Genomic DNA, 20,937 nt, shown 5'->3' with positions numbered 1-20,937 from the left:
GTCGGGAGATTTGGTGCAATCCAATGATACGTTGCGTGCTAATACGGCTAAGCAATCGGTTTACAGTGCTGGATTGCCTTATTTTGAAGATTTTGAAGTCACAACAGATACGGTATATGTTGGTTCTCAAGGGGGACTTGAAGGTCTCTCGGGTTGGAGTTTTGTACCAGACACTGATAACGGGAATCTATCTATTGGGACATATTCAGGTAATGAAACTCGGGCAATGAAGCTTGCTCGAGAAGAGTCTATTTATGAGTTTACGGTCAATTTAGCGGTACTCACTTTGGACTTGAGTGACAAATCTGTTGCCACGGATGATCTTTTACTTGACTTTGATTTTTCTCAGAATAGTGCTTACCCTTATGCTGAGAATAAAGTTTATGTGAGAGGGAGTACGTCTGATGATTGGATAATTCTTTATGACTGGTATGCCAATGCTGGTAATAATTATGAATGGATAGTTGTTAACTCTTTAGCGGTTAGTGATACACTTGCCGCCAATGATCAGGATTTTTCAGCGACTTTTCAGTTGCGTTTTGGGGAAAAGGAAGATTATGCATCAGACGCCTTTTTGTTGGATAATGTTCATGTTTACGAACGTCCTGCTCATGAGTTAGCAGTAGTCGATTTGGAGGTTCCTGCATCATCACCGTTACTCGGTGTAGCAGAACAAATTACTGTACAGTATGTGAATCAAGGAGTAAGTACGGAGACCAGTGTGCCGTTGACGGTTTGGATCGATGGCCCTAGTGGTAGACAAGAGGTGAGTGAAACAGCAGCGATATCATTGGCTACAGGAGATACTTTGATCTATACTTTTACAGCTGACATGGGTTTTTCTGAAGCAGGAAATTATGAAGTGACGGTAATTAGTGAACTGTCTGGAGATTTGGTGCAATCCAATGATACGTTACGTGCTAATACGGCTAAGCAATCGATTTACAGTGCTGGTCTACCTTATTTCGAAGATTTTGAAGCCACAACAGATACGGTGTATGTTGGTTCTCAGGGGGAGCTTGTAGGTCTCGCTGGCTGGAGTTACAGCTCCAATGCGGACAATGGTAGATTGACACTGGGAGCGTCTACCAACAGCTCAGGAGTGGCGATGGCTTTAGGCAGGTCTAGTAGCTATGGCAATGCTATCAACCACGCTATATTGACTATAGACATGAATGAATATAGTGCTGTGGATGATGATATTTTGATCGACTTTAGGTTTTCACAAAGGTATGAGTCTTCTTATACAGAAGACAGGGTTCATATCAGAGGATCAGCATCTGATGAATGGATAATGCTCTATGATTGGTCTGCTAACAAAGGAGCTACCAATGAATGGATTACTGTCAATGCCTATTCATTGGCAGATAGTTTATCAGCGCATGATCAAGACTTTTCATCTACGTTCCAGATTCGTTTTGGAGAGCGGGAGTATGGCACTGATGCCTTTTACCTAGATGATATAAAGGTGTATCAGCGTTACGCTCATGACATGACTGCAACAGGCTTAACTGTGCCTGAGGCTTCCGTTCAGCTCACTGCTACCGAAAGCATTACAGTGGAGTTGGTCAACGATGGGTCTAGCACAGAGACGAGTGTGCCTTTGGTGGCATGGATCGATGGACCAAACGGAAGACAGGAGGTTGCAGAAACAGCGAGTGTAAGTATGGCCTATGACGGTACGACGAGCTATACTTTTGAGAGTCTGGTAGATTTATCAGCACCAGGCAACTATAGTTTTACAGTGTTTAGTAAACTGACTGGTGAGGCTAATGTAATGAATGATACAATCAGATCATCTACAGAGCACTATTCTGTATATACAGGAGAGCTACCATATCTTGCCGATTTTGAGAGTGTGGAAGAGGCTATTTATACCACCAATCAAGGAGAATTGTCAGGATTGTCAGGCTGGAGTTACACTATTGATAATGGTAGTGGATTATTGTCTATTGGTAGTCATGATGCGAACGATACCAGAAGTCTACAGTTGACAGGTAGTGAAGACGCACTTAACCAAGCACGTTTTACGATAAATCTCAGTCAATATGACGTAGCGAATGATGAAATTTTATTCGATATAGATTTTGCCATGGGAGCGGATGTTAGTGCTTCGCAAAACAAGATTTTCATCAGAGGAAGTGAGGATGATGAATGGATAGTGTTTTATGATTGGGGGCTGAATGGGACGGCTGGCGAATTTGTTGAAGTACGTGGGCTACCTATCGCGCAGTTACTGGCTGATAATGATCAGAATTTCAGTGCTACGTTTCAGTTCCGCTTGGATCAGATGAGTACATCTAATGAATTTAATCTCACGGTCGATAACATGAGTATCTATGAGCTGCCAGGTCTCAATGCAAGAGCAGCTGCGGTAGTAGCATCTACGGGTACAGAGGCTTACATCGGCTTAGGATCTAACGGGACTAAATTCTTCAATGATTTTTGGAAAACGGATGCAGAAAATGAGTTCTCCATTCAATTAGCCGAATACCCAGGAGTGGCACGTGACAATGCGGTGAGCTTTATGATCGGAGATCTACTATATGTGGGTACAGGTTCGGGAGAAGACGATAAGGAGCTGTCAGATTTTTATGTTTACGATCCTGCTGTGGATACTTGGTCTACGATAGCTGACTTTGGTGGAGGAGCTAGAACCAATGCTGTGGGCTTTGCTCTAGATGGATATGGCTATGTAGGTACAGGATATGGTTCGGGAGATGAACAATCTGATTTTTGGAAGTATGATCCAGTCACAGATACATGGATAGAGGTAGCTGGACTGGGAGTAGACAAACGCCAAAGCGCATTTGCTTTCGTGATAGATGGCAAAGCCTATGTCGGTGGAGGGCTGTTCTATGATGACTACAGCGTACAGCTGAGTGATATCAAAGCTTATGATCCATCAACAGATGTTTGGATAGAAAAAATAGATGCAGATGGGATCAACTTGAGTGTCAATAATGCAGCGACTTTCACGGCCTATGGCAAAGGCTACATCACCTATGGTAATAAGGAAAAGATAGTATCCTATGACCCAGTCACCAATGAGGTGGAAAACCTGGGAGACTTTTTAGAGCTTGGTGAAACGAGGGTCGATCCAGTCGCCTTTATGTTGGGTGATCAGCCTTATTTTGGTTTGGGGTATTATGGGTTTTTCGAGACGGTGTATAGTGACGAGGTAGTGCCGTTGACAGGCTTTAATTTTGCACCTGTGGACATCTTCTTGTCAGCAGAGTCTATGAGTGAAAATAATGCTATAGATGCCTTAATAGGTACTTTGACAGTAGAGGATCCGTCGGATGAAAATAGCCACACATACTCGCTCGTGTCTGACGGTGTTCATGACTCAAACAATGATCAGGTCTATATCCTAGGTAGCAATTTATATGCTGAGAATAGTTTTGATTACGAAACACAACCTGTCATTCAGTTTTACTTAAAGGTAACAGATAGCCATGGAGCAAGCTTCGCAAAGGCTTTTGAGCTCAATGTCCTTGATGAAAATGAACAACCGTCATCAATTCAAATCTCGAGTGCCGTGGTAGAAGAGTCTCCGACAGGAGAGAGCTTGTTTGTTGGGGTGTTTACGGTTTTAGATGATGATGTGAGCGATACGCATGTCTATTCTATATTGACTGGGGATACACCATTTACTGTCAAAGACGATAGCTTATTTGTGACGGCACCTGATTTCGAAACACAGACTTCTTATGAACTATCGATTCAGGCAACCGATGCAGGAGACCTAACAGTCAATGCGCAGTTTGAAATTACTATTTTGGATGTCAATGAAGCAATGACCGAAGTGGAATTTGATTCAGACAGTTTCGCTGAGGATCTGTTGGTTAATGATTACGTTGGTTCGTTTACTGTGGTAGACCCTGATGCCAATGAGACCTTTACCTATTCATTCGTAGAAGATAGTGAATTAGGAGCCGACAATGATTCATTTTATATTAATACGGATGATTTATTCCTTAGTAGTAGGTTCAATTTTGAGGAGCAATCAGAGGCGAATATCCTTGTACGTGTTACGGACAATGGAGGGCACTTTGTGGATCTGGCAATAGTACTGACGGTAACAGATGCGAATGATTTGATTACTGATATTGTTTTTATTCAGACCTATACACCTATCAGTACGATAATTCCTGGTCAGACGGAGTTGGGGCATGTGGAGTTCTCGGATGAGGATTTGGAGGATAGCTATTCTTACCAGATAATTAGTGCAAATAGGGATTTAAGTATTAATGCAGAAGGGGGTGTAGCGGCTAATAGTAATTTTTCCATTTTCTCTGGAGAGTCAATGACATTTACGGTGGAAGTTACAGATGCTAGTGGGGAGTTGTTTCAGCAGGAGTTTTCGATAGCTTCAGGCGATTTAGTCTTGGGTACTGGGACGAAGAATCTACTGATAGAGATGTACCCTAATCCCGTGTTGTCACAGTTGACCATCTCTGCACCAGAAGCGGATAGACTAGAAGTCTACACATTGACTGGTGTACTGGTGAGAGATGAGCAGATTGGCGGTCAGACAGTACAGTTAGATTGTTCAGCCTTGCAGGCGGGAGTTTATCTGGTTAGACTGTATGACGGTAATCAATACAGCACGTATAGGCTGATAAAGGAATAATTTGTCAGTGGAAAAGGACATGAAAAGAAGCCCAGATATTATTTAATATCTGGGCTTCTTTTTGTTAGACATGCTGAGTATTGTTTGATCACTAAGGCTTTGAGTAAATTAAATGATGTTATTCTTATTTTTAATTGTGTTTATTGAAGAGTTGTGCTTATTATTGTAATAACCACGTCCATCTGTTAAAAGACTAATTAAAGTGGATACTTCACTGCGTTTTTAAACGTGAGTTTTTTGTATTAGAAAATTCTCAAAGCGTTAGAAGTTACAGATAGATAATTTAACCAACCAATGCTAGCTATACTTAGGTGCTTTATTGTTTTATATGTTTTGTTTCTTCCATGTTACGCGTGGGCAGATTCTGATGTAGAAGAAAAGACGACAAGCAAGTATAGCGTTTCTTCAAAAAGGTCTTTTGCTGATCTTTCCCCTTTTGAAACCATATCTGCAGACCCTGCTAGCTTTTACCATGATTCTTATGTGATCAAAGAATCCGATAATGATGATTTGGTTAGATCTGAGATAGAAGCGGTGTATGACGAAGTGTTAGCTTCTAACCGTTTTGTGAAATTTCTGGATAAAAATGCATTGATGGAACTCCCTGTTGGGATAAAAAAGACCATTGGTGCACTTGATTATACCATTCTCATCGAAAAGGTGGAGGCTTATCCCGAATATTCTCTACTCTATGCAAGCATGTGTTTTGAATCCCCTAAAATGGGTAAAATTCATTTTAGAGGTGAGGGTATCAAGTTTTCTAAGAAAGGGGGAATAGTTGGAGATGGGACGCTCTATTTGGTAGGGGATTATTCTACACTTTCCAAAGAGAGTATGGATCGGGCGGACAAGACCCAGTTCATTATCAAAGGGACAAATGATAAAACCTATGTTGAGTTTGACTGTGATGGATTCAAATCATTTAGTCTAGATGCGAGTATGGTTTTCTCTAATGAAATCTTGCAGCCAGAGGATGCGAATGGTGAGATCATTGAGAGTGAGAATGCAAAGGCCGATTTTACGACTACAGTCACGGATTGGAATGATTTGTTGGTAGAGGTAAGTGTGACACCGTTTCAGGTCAAAGGATTAAAAGATGTATCGTTCTCTATCTCTAGAGCAGTACTTGATTTTAGTGATACGAGAAATATGCCTGGAGTCACTTTCCCTGCTGATTATGTCCAGCAATCTTCTTATCATCAATCAGGAACTCCAGAGTTATGGAGGGGTGTTTATATCCAAAATTTGACCATAGCCCTACCACACCAGTTCGATACGGCTCGTGCTGATGGCAAAACGGGAAAGAGGATTAAATTGATGGGTAACAACATGTTGATCGACGACATGGGGTTTACAGGCATGATTTCTGGCAAGAATTTGATTCCACTGGAACGTGGAAAAATGGGCAAGTGGAATTTTTCGTTAGACGAGATTAGTGTCACACTTGTAGCGAACGAGTTGACCGAGGGGAGTTTAGCGGGTAAGATTGATATTCCTATAAACAATAAGAATGATCAAGAAGGTGCTGAGGCAAATGATAAAAAGTTGTTTGCATACTCAGCAATGGTCAAAACGGGAAATGAGTATGTATTTAATGTCACTACAGCAGAAGAGATCAACTTTGACCTTTGGAAAGCTGCGAGTGTCACGCTACTACCTTCTTCGAATGTAGAAGTACAAGTGATCGACGATCGGTTTTCGCCTAGTGCTAATCTGCATGGCAAAATGGATATAACACTGGGGCTGAACTCAAAGGATGGTGAAGCAAGTGATAAAGGGGACAAGAACGTTAGTCTAGCACAAATTAGCTTTCAAGATTTACGGATTCAGTCTGAAAAACCCTATGTGAAAGTCGGTACTTTTTCACTAGGTGTATCCTCCTCTGGAATGGGCGGTTTCCCTATTCAAATCAATAACATTTCTGGTGGGCAGTCTGATGATGAACTATTTCTCGGTCTAGATATTCTCCTTAAACTTACGGGGGACGATGGAGGTAGTTTTGGGGCAGTAGGAGGTTTCAGAATTGTTTCTAATGTTACCGAATCTGGGGGGAAGGTCAAATATCAATACGATAGGATTGAGATTAACAAACTAGGAATTGACATCTCGCAGGGTGATAGTTTTAGTTTCAAAGGGCAGCTTATTTTCTTCAAAAATGATCCTGTTTATGGAAATGGAATTAATGGAATAGTGGAAGCTAAATTCTCTAGCATTGGACTTCAGGCCAGTGCTGTATTCGGTACAGTCGAGGGGATGAAGTATTGGTATGTAGATGCGATAGCAGATTTGGGCACAGGGATTCCCATTTTTACGGGATTTTTCATCACGCGGTTCGGGGGTGGTGCCTACTATCACATGTCATTGGATAGTAAAGGGGTTGGCTCAGAGTTAGGGCGAACTAGCTCGGGAATTACATATGTGCCAGATAAGTCTGTTAGCCTTGGGATTAAAGCTATCGTCGGTGTTACAGCTGCCAATGAAAAAATGATGTTCGCAGAGGTGACTTTTGAGATGGCTTTTAATTCTGGAATGGGATTAAAATACATACGTTTTATGGGCAATGCGAAAATGCTGTCTTTACCAGTGGATATTCCTGTTGAACAGCTAGCAGGTCAAGCCAAGAGTATGGCAGGTAGCGTGGGTAAGAAGGCAGAGATGAGCAACAATCCTAATGTGTCTGATGAAGTGTTTGGGAGTGACCCTGGAGATGCTTCTATTTTTGGCTCAGTATTGATTGAGTATAATTTTGATGAGAAATCTCTGCACGCCAATTTATCGCTTAAGGTCAACGTAGCAGGAGTCATCACTGGAGGCGGGTCTTCTGTCATGCACTTCGACACCAAAGATTGGTACATCTACATCGGTCGGCCAGAGAGAGAGAATAGATTTAATCTTACCATTATGAGTGTGCTCAGAACGGACTCTTATTTTGTAATGGGTTCTGTAGTGCCAGATACTCCACCTCCGCCCGAAGAGGTGTCTGAGATACTCGGAGGGATAGATTTGGACTATATGAGTGATCTCAATGCACTAGCTGATGGTGCTGGAATTGGGTTTGGAGCGAGCCTGACGCTAGATACAGGAGATAAGACTTTTCTGATCTTTTATGGGCATTTCAAAGTAGGGATGGGTTTTGATATCATGCTAAAAGACTATGGTAATGTAAGGTGTGCAGGTAGTGGTCAGCTAGGGATAGATGGCTGGTATGCAAATGGGCAGTCTTATGCCTATTTCGATGGGTTGATCGGGATCAAGGTCAAGCTGTTTGGCAAGAAAAAGAAAATCGATATTATCAATATTGCAGCTGCTGTAGTCATGCAAGCTAAACTGCCCAACCCTGTATGGATGAAGGGCGTCGTTGGGGGTAGATACAGTGTTCTAGGAGGAGCTGTCAAAGGTGAGTGTAAATTCGAAGTAGAGATCGGGGAAGAGTGCGACATGATTACGCGATCTGCTGGAGATGTGCTAGAAGGTATGGAGGTTATTGCTCAACTGACACCTTCTGATAATTCTACGAATGTGGAAGTGTTTACGCTCCCGCAGATTGTGTTCAACTATGAGATCAACAAGTCTTACAAATTGGAGGAGGAGGATATGACGGTACAGTTTAGAATCTCTGCCAAGGACATGAAGTTGATGCAGGGCTCTCATGAGATAGAGGCAGAAATCCAATGGTCAGATGATAAAATGACCGCTGTGATTTATCCAAGAGATATTTTGCCTCCTCAGACAAAACTGAAATTGACTGCATCAGCCACCTTTGAAGAATACAAAAATGGCAGGTGGCAAGAGGCCAAGGTCGATGGCGAAGTAGTAAAGCAGACCGAAGAGTTAAGCTTTACAACTGGAGATGCGCCAAGCTATATACCCGAACAAGCTGTAACCTATCGATATCCGCTCAAGGATATGGTCAATTACTACTCTGAAGAGTATCCGAATGGCTTTATTCAGCTCAATCAAGGGGGATATGGCCACTTGTTCAACAGCGAGGATTTTACTGTAGAAGTTAGGTTTATTACCAATGGTGATGAAAAGATGAGGAAGCAAGTTTCTTATTCCAATTCGAAGAAGGAAGTGACTTTCCCTGTACCAACGGATCTGATGGGAGATAAGGTTTACGCAATTAATTTGATACAGGTACCCAAGCAAACAACGAATATAGAGGCCAATGTAAAAGAAGATTCTACTGCAGTAGACCTTGGCGATGGAGGTGTTACTCAAGTAAGAAGCAGAAGTGCAGAGGGAAGTGTAGAGAAGCATGAGGAAGAGCAAATCTATGGTTCCTATTTCAGGGTAAGCAGATTTGCTACTTTCCCCGAGAAGGCAGCGGCGACCTTAGGAACAGGTGGATGGTTCGATCCGATAGAAGTAGGGGTTCATCGGATTGGCACTAATATTTCAGGCACCGAACCTTTTGCCTATCGTGAACTGAAGAAAGTTGGTGGAGAAGAGCCATTGATTAGTTTTGAGGCAGATTTGGAAGGAAATTCTTGGTACGAAAAGAAAATCTACCCATTGATTTATAGTGGCTATCCCTTCTTTGGGACAATTCGTTTGAGTGAAAGTAACAGAAGTCCATCTGAATATGGTGTCGTACCAAAGAAAGCTGTACATATATGGCAGTACCCTTATTCGATTACTATGCCTGAAAGCGCTCATATAACTGGGGCGATGAATCTGAGTTCGCCTGAAGGGACGCTGAGTTATATGCTGGCTTATTATATGTACTATGACTTTCTGGATTTGTCTAATCAAGTTGCAAGTAAGTCAGCTGGGAAAGGAGAGCTTTCGGAGAGGTATAAAAAAATGCTATCTGAGCAGTTTCCAACTATTGAAAAAGGGGATTATTGGTCAATAGGAAAGTACACGATTCCAGGTAGAAACATAGTGAGTTCGACCTATAGGCACAAAATAAATAATCCACGTGATTAGAATGAAGTACTATATCGTCCTTTTATTGGTGCTGTATGGCGGAGAGCTGACTGTGTCTGCACAGGAAGTTGACGCGCTTTCACTGGCGATACAAGGAAAGGTTCATGAAGGACAGGTCTATCTACGGTGGGCACCTAAAGACCCATTGACGTGGAGATATGCGAATCAAAACGGATATTGGTTGGAGAAAGTTAAGATTTTGGCGGGAGGGGAGTTTGTGGACGACCCTCAAACGACAAGATTGCTACAGTACCCACTTAAACCAGAAACACTGGATCAGTGGGAGGTATTCAGTGATGATGATTATGTTTTGGTCGGGGCTCAGGCTATTTTTGGTGAATCCTTTGATGTCGATCCAGGCAATACCTCTGATATAACTACCATTATCAATGCCTCCAGAGAGTTAGAAAATCGCTTCTCTTTTGCATTGTATGCTGCAGACATGTCACCTAAAGCGGCAGAACTGTCAGGTTTGTTTTATGTGGATGAAGAGGTCAGTATTGGAGACAAGTACCTGTATCGGGTGTACCCTAATGTACCTATGGGTGGATATGCCGTAGATACGGCTACTGTGTTTATTGGACTGGCAGATGAGCGACCTCTTCCCAAACCGATGGAGGTCACCGTAGAATTCGCCGATCAAGTGGCAATGATCAGTTGGAATGCGCGTATTCATGAGCATACCTATACTACGTATTGGGTAGAGCGGTCTGCTGATGGACGTCATTTTGAGTCTATCACCAAGGTGCCCATTGTCAGTACATTTCACAAAAATCCAAGCGAACGCATATTCAAAGGAGACAGTCTAGCTACGAATGGGACTACTTATTATTATCGGGTGATTGGTGTGGATGCATTTGGTTTTAAAGGGCCACCTTCGGATGTAATGGATGGGACAGGACTGCCAGCTTTTCGGGTGGCACCTACCATAGCCAGTCACGAGATTTCGGATGATCAACAGGTCACACTCTTTTGGCGCGTGCCAGAGATGGATTTAAGTTTATTAAACACCTTTAGCATTAGTAGAAAAAGCGGTCGGACAGGTTTTACCGCTCCTATTGCTGCTGAGCTGTCCAAGCAAACCAGACAATTTACGGATAGTCTCCCCAACAGCTCGAACTACTATACTGTATCGGCTCACGATGCACATGGTAGAAAAATAGGATCGTTTCCCTATATGGTGCAACTGGAGGATAGCATCCCACCAGCCATGCCTCTTGGGCTAAAAGGTAAAGTTTCTGAAAAAGGAATTGTGAGTTTGACCTGGGAGGAAAACACAGAAGAGGATATGAGGGGCTACAAAGTCTATAAATCAAACTATGCCAATGACGGGTTTATAGAACTCCCTGGTGAAATGACGGAGCAGGCTATGCTGCAAGACAGTATAGCACTCAATAACTTGACCGAGACTATTTATTACAGAGTGAAGGCCTTTGATATAAGAATGAATCCTTCAGGATTTTCAGAGATACTAGAGCTTAAAAAACCAGATTTGATACCACCCGTGGCGCCAGTGTTTACCAATATAAAAAATGACTCGCTAGGGATTTTGGTCCAGTGGGAACAAAGTCCAAGCGAAGATGTCGAAATGCATCTACTGTACCGCAAAGGAATCGAAGAGTTAGACTGGAGCTTGGTTTATACACAGGAAAAGGGATTGACATTCTACCTTGACAAACAGGCAGCACACAATATGCGCTATGCATATACACTGATCGCTGTGGATGATGATGGACTGGAATCAGTCCCTGCAAAGCCAATAACGATGCGAAGAAAGTCTTCTCAACTTTACCCACCAGTAAGCAACCTAGTTTACAAAAAGAACATCGATACGAAAGAAATTACTATCAGTTGGACATACGATCATGATGAGGCTGTAGCATGTCGAGTCTATAAACGACAAGGAGAAGGGACACAATGGCAACTCTACAAGGTAGTAAAGGAAAATGCTCAAGCAAACTATGAGCTGGTGGATAGGTACAGCGGTGATCAAGCTATCCAGTATCGTGTACAGGTAGAGTTTGTGTCGGGAGAGAAATCTCAGATGTCTCAAGAAGTTAGAATTGAACTGTGATGAGAAATAGCCATAGAATAATCTTACTGATCGTGCTTACAGCTGTATTTTCATTGGACTTTATAAGTCCAGTTGTAAGCCAGTCAAGCGTATGCCCATATTCATCATTTGCATTAAATATAAGAGCTGCTTTTGACGGTGAACAAATAGATGACCCCATTTCAGTAATATTAACTAATGCAATTTTTATTAGCCCAGAACCAAATGTGAATGGGACTGTAGAAATTCCCAATGATAGTTATATGGTTACTGTGGCTTTTGAGGATCCCTCAAAGCCCATTATAGGAAAGCTTCAGTCTGTAAATGATAGAGGCTTTAGAACAATAGCGGAAGTTAAAATTAATCGTAATGTGAATTTATGTAATAAAAGTGTGCTTATAACACTCCCTCCAGATGGAACTATTCCTCCTCCTTTAGGACCTGTTTGCGAATCAATGACAATACCGTTTGCTGTTAGTACTTCCTATTCCAATGATAATATTGTTTGGAAGTTGGGAGTTGGAGGTGAAACCTTTGATTTGAAACAAACAGGTCGAACTTTTGAATTGAAGTATGATAGTACTTATATAGGCCAAAATGGGGAAAGGATTAAAATTGCATTTGGTGAAAATTATAGAATCTCTTTTTGCCCTTCTGCGAATGATTGTTTTAAGTTTCCAGAATATAGAGGCCCCTACACTTTCTATCCCTCCCCGCCCGAGATAGATACTGTAATTGTATCACCACCAACATGTATTGATGGAGGTGATGCATCAGTGAAAATTAATCACTTGAATACGGTTACGGAGTACGATGGTGTCAGGTATTATTACACCTTAATAAAGGCTGTTGAAAGGACAGAAGGTGGGTGTAATGCTGATTATGGAGTTGAGGAAGAATTTTCAGATGGGATAATCTACTGTACGGATGGGGCAGCTGTATACAGTGTTGTAAATGATAAGGGCTTGGATGAATTTGATATTAGTACTAAAAAGTTTGCAAATACCGATGGAGATTCTGTAAAAGTGAATTTTTCAAAGGGTGCGTACCAATTGAAAATTGAAACTCAGTATTACTCTGAAGATGAAAACAAGTTTGTTACGACATGTGAGAATCATGAAAAGGTGTTTTTTGTAGAGGATCCTACAGATTACACACCTCTAACTGCCGAGAATATCAAGCTTACACCTAGTCCACCTAGTTGTTTAGGAAAATCAGATGGTGAAATTAAGGTTGAGCTAATAGTCGAGAATGTAGGAAAGGGGACTTTGCAATGGAGAAAAAATGGGGGAAACGATTCGTTCATTTCTTCGGGAAATCTGACAGGATATTTAGGGGGGGTGAACTATACAGTAGAAGTAAAAGATGATTGTGATAAAGTTTATCCAAAGATTGATTTACCATCAGGCACCCAACTGGAATTGGAAATAATGACAGATGATGAGGATGCTGAATTAATAACCCCACTAACCTGTGCATCTAACTCTGATGGTGAGGTAGATGTAAAGGCAAATATTCCAGGTCTGGCATCATACACCTACTATGCGATCGATAGCAATTCAGACTCACTTTCTTTCACAAGTCTTGATTCCCTCTATGCTATTTCTGGCTTATCTAACGATACATATTCACTCCACGTAACGTCTCAAGATTGTAGCACTGCTGAAAGTTCCACTTGGCAATCAAGGGATTTTACTGTAATGCCTACTTCAATAACAATAGACACTGTCGGAGCTAGTTGTTATGGAGTAGATGGACAGATTCAATTCACCGGACTAGAAAAAGGTGATGAGACCTCGGCAGATCTTAATTTGGAGTACTTTGTTAAGAATGTGGCAAACGATACAGTATCATGGGACACTATTCAGTCTTATGCGGATGTTGGTATAGATTTAGGTGCGGGCTTCTATGAGTTAAGCTTTGTTGACTTGTGTAGTGCCAGCTCTGTGACTACAACGTCTGATTTTGAATTAAACAATATCCAAATCACAGAACCTAGTGAGGTAACGACAAATATAACAAGCTCGGATACCGCTTTTGTCAACTGTGCAGATGCTATGGATGGCTCATTGGCTTTTACGATCTCGAATGGTACAGCTCGATTTGATGTTTCTATTCTAGACAGTAGCGATTCGTCATGGTTTTCAAGCAATAGTACTGAAACAAGGGTTTTTAATAGTTCTAACTTGCCTCAGTTGGCTGTAGGAAGTTATTCTATTCAGGTTTCGGAAGTCGGTACTTGTAGTAATTCGGCAGAGGATACCACTTTTGTCGTAGCACTAAATAATGCTGATGAGGTGGATGGCCCGATTGAATATATCGCGGTTATTGCAGATTCGGCTACTCACGAAAGCTACCACCTAAAATGCAGAGATGATTTCACCAATGCCACCCTAAAAGTATATGGAGGGCTTCCAAAGTCGGTGGGTTTATCTTATGATGTTTTTTTGTACAAAGAGAATGATGGAGAAGATCCGACCTTGATTTATAATACCTCCAATGACCTGAGCGAGGAGGAATTTGAGTCGAGTACGGATGGTGATACTACTTTTTACACATTCAAGAACTTGACAGTCGGTACATACTACCCCCAGATCACAGATGATAATGGCTGTACAAAAACATTAAGCAACAATACCTTCGAAATTACCGCACCAGCAGAAAATCTAACATTGAGCTCTATTGGCCTGGATGACTTTGATGGCACTGATGTAAAACTTCGAGATAGCAACTTCTATGTAATGTGTCATGATACAGCGTTTACATTTAAACCTGCAAATTCCATTGCACAGGGGGGTGTCGGATTCTATACCTTCAAAATGGACGGGACGGAATTTCCCCAAACTGATGGATATTCCTATACATGGGATAGTGATGAAACGCAGTTCGACCAGACTTTTACCGTTACCGATGATAATGGCTGTGTTCGTACTACACCGTTTACCATTAATAACCCCCCTAGATTAGAGTTATCTCTTACCGATAATGATGAAACCGACTATTATCATGGCAAAAATGTGGCATGTAATAATTCACAAGGTCAAATTCTTGCAACTGCAAGTGGTGGTATTTCTTCCTATGCTTATTCTAAAACAGGGTTCACAAATGATACACTTGCTGGAAGTAAGACCTACGCTAGTTTAGCATTCCCAGATGGAGAAAATTCAAAATCACACTCTGTATCTATTACAGATTCGCTGGGGTGTCCAGTGACTAATACCATCATACTACACAGACCTGCTCCACTCACGATAGGTGCCCCGTCATACCAGACCCTTAGTAATGGGCAGAACATAACATGCAAAGATGGTACTGTGGATGTTTCGTTTTCGATTTCGAGTGAAGAAGGTGCGGGATTAGTCATCTCAGATGGAGCATCCTCCCTGTCACCTACCACTAATGACAGCATTAAGTATCATGTGCTATTAGGAGTAGGTGATCATGTAATAACTGTAACAGATAAACTGTCCTGTTATACTTCTACTTCCTCTTTTAATCTATCAGAACCTACTTCTCACCTAACCTTCACCGATAATACTATCATGACCACCAGCCCAGCATGCATAGCAGACTCAGATGGTAATAATGATTTAGGCACAATTACAGCCAGCGCGAGTGGGGGGACAGGGCCAAGTATAGCCTATCCTTACACTTTTACCCTAACGGATGATTTAGGAATGCTTGAAAACCAAGAGTTGTCGTCAACAGATGGAACCACTGCTTTTTCTGCACTAGCTAAGGGCATCAACTCAAGGAATTATACCCTTAGTGTGACTGATATATATGGTTGTTCTGCCCTTGCCCAATCGGTAACAATGCTGCCTGATCAAACACCATTGACAATTACTCAAATTCCTATTCCTCCTTCTTGTCATGAAGGAGGTAACGGAAGTATCGAAATAACAATTTCGGAAAACTCTATTCCAAATAGTGAAGGGCTATACACCTTTGAGCTTTCGGGTGGAGATAGTGATGTTACGCTTACTCGTCAAGCAAATACAAGGTCTTTTACATTTGAAGATTTAGTAGATACTGATATGGATGGCGTGTCGCCTTACAAAGTATTTGTTATAGATGGTAAAGGATGTACCGATGATGGGAACTATAATTCTATAGATGGTATTGCTCTTGAAGCTCCAGAAAAATTAACTTTATCACCTATCGCCAACCTAAAACCCTCATTTGCTTCTCAATCTGACGGAATGTATGCAGTAGGTGCTGGAGGAGGTGTTGGTGGTTATTCATTTTCTACAGATGGCACAGATTTTAGTGCCCCTACATTCTACTCTGCTAAATTTATTCAGGAGGACGTTAGTTCGGGTAATTATACGGTTTATCTCAGAGATGCCAATTATGTAGAGACGCAGCATGGTGTATGCCAGGTTTCGGAACCTATAGTAGTAGATAGGGGTAGAGTTCTATCTCTTGAGTCTAGCACTGCCACGGATGTCACTTGTGTAGGTAGTAGTGATGGGAGCATTACCCCTGTAGTAGAGGTAAACAATCGCTACCCTAGTGAAGAAATTGACTATACCAATCTCAGTTTGAAGTGGGAAGAACAAAAGTCAGGAAGCCTAACAGCCATCGATGTTTCTGGGGGTAGTGTAGGGGTGATACCCGATCTAGCCTCAGGTAGTTATACTCTGAAGGCTAACTATAGCTTTGACTATACCTATGTAGATGAGGGTAAATTGCCAGGTTACAATTATCGACAAAACAAGACTAGAGAGGCATACAAGGAATTAGAAATTGCAGAGCCTAACTCGTTGGTAGTGTCGATGACGACCTATGCTGCACCCTGTGGTCTAGCGTCTAATGGGACGATGCGTATAGAAGTTTCTGATAGTTTTGATCCCAATGACCTGCAGTATAAAATAAATGAAGAAGCATGGCGCGCGTATGGTAGCAGTCGAAATAAGACCATAGAAGGCTTAGCAGAAGGGAGCGGTATCTTGTACGTGTCCAAAAATGATGGCTCTTGTCAAAGCATTATTCCCTTCACTATTGATCGAGAGGTTCTTTTGGTCAGTATTGAAGAGCCGAAGAATCCTACTTGTTCGGGAGCGGATAACGGCGAGGTTCGTTTAAGTGCTTATTTTGAGACGAGAGCGGCAGAAGGGTTTGTATTCACTCGTGTTGCTGGTTCTACACTGGAGACTTCATCAAACGGATTCTTCCAGTCCCTCGGGGACGGGGAACACAAATTCGTAGTGGCAGAAGTGGGGGAAGCATCTTGTCAATCAGATACTGTCAGAGTAACCTTGACTCAGCCAGACCCACTAACTGCCTCTGTCGAGACGACAGAAGTCTCATGTGACATTTTCTCAGCGAGGAGTAGTATAGAGGGGGGGACGTCTGGTTATACGATACGTTTCGAATCAACCGATGAACTTGTTGCGGATTCTACAGCGTTGGGTACTGGGGATTACAGGCTGTTTGTCAAAGATGCATTAGGATGTGAAACAACCGTAAAGTTTTCTGTTGGGCCAAGTACAGCACTTGAGTATGAGAATCTGGTGACAACAGCAGCGGACTGTAGCTATCCTAATGGTACTGCTAGTTTTACGGTGACGGGTGGTGTCGCACCCTACGAGATCGGAGATATTACTTTTTCGGAGGCAACCATTAGGCTGACGTCTCTCTACGCAGGAGATACATCAGTTAACGTAGTAGATAGCAGAGGCTGTACTATGTCAGTCCCTATTGGTATAGAACAAGTTCAGTCGTTTACTGAGTTTTCTATCACGAGTTACCCCACTACCTGTAGTGAATTAAATGGAGCACTGACCTTAGAGATATCAGAAGGAACTGCTCCCTATACTATAGAATGGTTGAACATAGTCAGTACGCTAGACTCTATCGGAGGACTAGGTGTCGGGAGGTATACGGTTCGAGTCACAGACAGTTACGGCTGTTCTGTAGAGAAAGAAGGAGTAGTATCGAGTGAAACGGGTATTCAGCCCGTAGCATCGAGGACAAGTGCTAGTCCATATTGTGGGTTGAGCAATGGAGCACTGACTATATACGATATTGAGGGAGGAGTTGCCCCTTATGATATATACCAGCTAAAAGGGACAGAGGAGACATGGTTGGCTACTTTATCAACTGGGGAAGATTTGGTAGTCGATGAATTGTCAGCGGATATTTATTCTTTTTTGGTGAGGGACGACAATGGCTGTATGTACACCGTAAATGGTATTAGTCTCGATGAAGATCCATCACTGCTTCCTGATTATGATTGGGAAGTAGTAGAGACGAGTAGCTGCGGTCAAAGCAATGGGACGTTAGAAGTCCTGCCCGAGCAGGAAGGAATCTTCACCTATGAATGGTATGATCAAAACGGGACTAATTTAAATATACAGCGTGCTAGCGCCAGTGGATTAGAGGCAGGTAACTATACTGTACAGGTCACCAGTGAAGACAATTGTCAGCAGGAGCTTTCACTGACACTGGAAGACAAAGCTCTACCACTACTCACGCTAATAGAGAAAACGACTTCTCCTGCTGGAGCGAATAACGGTCAGATAACAGTTCAAATGTCTGGAGGAGCTGGGGCACCCTATTTGTATCAAATAGGAAATAACACCCCTCAGAGTAGCCCAGTGTTTAGTGGTCTGGCGCCAGATACTTATCAGGTCACAGGTATGGATGCACATGGTTGTGTGGCTAATGTAATCAGCATAGAAATCATTGCGACACCTGAGCTGGCACTGCGACATCTGAGCTCAAGCGCTGCAACTTGCGCTGTATCACAGAATGGAGGAGCTAGTATTATCGCAGGTGGAGGGATAAGCCCTTATTCTTATTTTGTGTCTGGAGAGGAAGTAGCTGCTGAGATTCAGAATCTCGGCGTAGGGAGCTACTCAGCTACCGTGGAGGATGCTATCGGTTCTACTGCATTGGTAGAATTTGAGATCACGGCATTGCCAGCTATTGATGTGGAGGTTAGCTCTACTTTAGTGTCTTGTGCGGAGGGCTGCAATGGCACCATTTATCTAACGCTAACTGGCGGATCGGGGAGGTATACTGTATCATGGATGGATGGAAGCGCAGGTGTTTCGAGAGAAAACTTGTGTACTGACACGTATTCTTATGAGGTCTATGATCAGTCAGACGCCAGCTGTGTCGTGACAGGATCAGTAACAATCGAGGAAGAGCCTGCACTCACAGTCTCTTTGGTGAGTAGTAGCGCACCAACCTGTAAAGACGGTGTGGATGGAGAGTTGAAAATTCTAGCGAGTGGAGGCTCAGATGCTTATAGCTACCTGTGGTCTACAGGTGCTACATCTGCAACCTTGCGCGCATCAGCGGGTACCTATTCCGTCACTGTGACCGATAGGCGTTTGGGGTGTCAGGTAGAGGCTAGTTATATTATTGACCATACAGAAGAGGTGATTCCTTTGTCCACTATCATTGAAGCACCGCGATGCTATGGCACGGCGACTGGTTCGGCTCGTTTGGTTTTGGATGAAGGCGTTTCCGCTTTGGTAGAGTGGTCGGATGGTCAGGTAGGAACGCTAGCGACGGGATTGGCAGAAGGGAAGTACACGTATCAAATCGAAACTTTTCTGGGTTGTGTTTCTTCAGGTGAAATCTCTATCGTAGAGAGACCAGCGTTATCCGCAACTACTACACAAACAAATATTACATGCAGTGGCCAATGTGCTGGAGAGATCACATTGGCAATCAGCGGTGGTGTTAGTCCTTATCGAATACGATGGAGTCATGGGAGTCAATCTACTAACCCAAAATCACTTTGTGCAGATCAATATACCTATACGGTCAATGATGCGAACAACTGCCAAGTCACTGGAGTAGTGGATATTTTAGAACCTGACCCTTTAGAGATTCTTACTACGGAGTTGTCTGATTTGTCTTGTAATGCGGCAGGAGATGGACAGGTTTCCGTTGAGGTGACAGGAGGCACTGGAGCCTATACTTATAGCTGGTCCAATGGCAGCACGAGTAATACGTTGTCTGGGCTGTCGGCGGGAGACTATGTACTTGAGGTTCACGATGAGAATGGATGTAGAGCATTCAGTTCATTTAATATCACTCAACCTACTCCACTCGGTGTTTTGCGCACCGATAAAATTAACCCTTCATGTTATGGTTATGAGGATGGGAGTATTGAGATAGTCCCTTTTGGGGGAACCGCACCATATACGGTACTGTGGAATGATAATTTAGCGGGAAATACGATAGAAGACATTGGCTCTGGCTCGCATACCGCTGTGATTACTGATGATCAGGGGTGTACGATTGAGCGAACCGTTAGGTTATCTGATCCGCCAGGGATGCAGTTTAGTAATGTATCCTTTGATGACCCCACATGTTACAATGGTGAAGATGGTCGTATCTATTTTGACGTCATCGGTGGTACTACTCCCTATCAATTCCAATGGGAGGAGTTTGATGCTGAAAATGCCCTAAGTGGCATTGCATCGGGGACTTATGTCGTAGAGGCATTGGATGATCAGAATTGCACCATTAGCCAGACTTTTACCCTTGTCAATCCTGACGAATTAGATGTCAGCGGCATGGAAGATTATTACATACTTTGTACAGGTGGAGAGCTACAGCTGTCTACTGATGCGAGCTACGCGAGTTATCTCTGGGAGGGACCAGAGGATGTTAGCAGTGAGGAGAGCACATTACTCGTTACTGCCGAGGGAGAATATGATTTGACCGTCATGGATCAAGATGAATGTGTAGGCTATGCGGGTACATACGTAGAGATTTCGGACAATCCATTGGATGCGGATTTTATTCGCATTAGTGAAGCAGTTACCTACGAACCAGTCGTTTTTGTGGATTTGACTATCCCAGTCCCTGATGATGTGAGATGGATTTTGCCTGAGGACGAATCCATTCTGATCAGTGAATCAGACGATGTTTATTTGGAATTGATTTTTACCGAACCCGGTCAGTATGAAGTTGGAGTAGAAGTTAGTTTGAGTAATTGTAAGGCAGAGTCTTACAAGACCTTACTGGTGGAGATTGCAGAATCAACTGAGCAGAATAGCCAGGCGAGACAAAAGCCATCCATACAGGTGGAGATCTCTCCAAATCCTACCGCGGATCAAATCCAATTGGTGTTTCATGCGCCTGATGAAAATATTTTGGAGGTACAGTTAATTGGTTCTGATCAAAAGTTAGTTCGGTCTCAGTCATTGGAAGGAAGCAAAGATTACCTAGTTAACTGGAACCTATCTGACACGCCAACAGGTGTTTATTTCCTTATTTACAAACAAGGAGGACGTGTTCAATCTAAACGAATACTGGTATTGCAATGATGACGGGAGTGAAGCGATTG

At 42.7% G+C, this 20,937-nt stretch carries 4 protein-coding genes; all 4 read left to right on the top strand.

Annotation, left to right across the window (positions count from 1 at the left end; translation table 11 throughout):
* Positions 1 to 4,636: T9SS type A sorting domain-containing protein (locus tag BGP76_RS17240; RefSeq protein ID WP_147407508.1), on the top strand; the 4,636-nt coding region annotated here is incomplete at its 5' end.
* Between the two features lie 483 nt (positions 4,637 to 5,119).
* Positions 5,120 to 9,568 (top strand): hypothetical protein, encoded by a 4,449-nt coding sequence (locus tag BGP76_RS17235; protein WP_147407507.1) that lies wholly within the window; start codon positions 5,120 to 5,122, stop codon positions 9,566 to 9,568.
* Positions 9,561 to 11,642, top strand: a complete 2,082-nt coding sequence (locus BGP76_RS17230) for a fibronectin type III domain-containing protein (RefSeq protein WP_221409903.1) — start codon at positions 9,561 to 9,563, stop codon at positions 11,640 to 11,642. The genes BGP76_RS17235 and BGP76_RS17230 overlap by 8 nt, the downstream gene beginning before the upstream one ends.
* Before the next feature lie 770 nt (positions 11,643 to 12,412).
* Positions 12,413 to 20,917 (top strand): T9SS type A sorting domain-containing protein, encoded by an 8,505-nt coding sequence (locus BGP76_RS17225; RefSeq protein ID WP_158584318.1) that lies wholly within the window; start codon positions 12,413 to 12,415, stop codon positions 20,915 to 20,917.
* The last annotated feature ends 20 nt before the right edge of the window (positions 20,918 to 20,937 follow it).

The sequence above is a fragment of the Reichenbachiella sp. MSK19-1 genome, assembly GCF_003590315.1.
GTDB lineage: Bacteria > Bacteroidota > Bacteroidia > Cytophagales > Cyclobacteriaceae > Reichenbachiella > Reichenbachiella agariperforans.
This window is presented reverse-complemented; position numbering and strand designations above follow the sequence as displayed.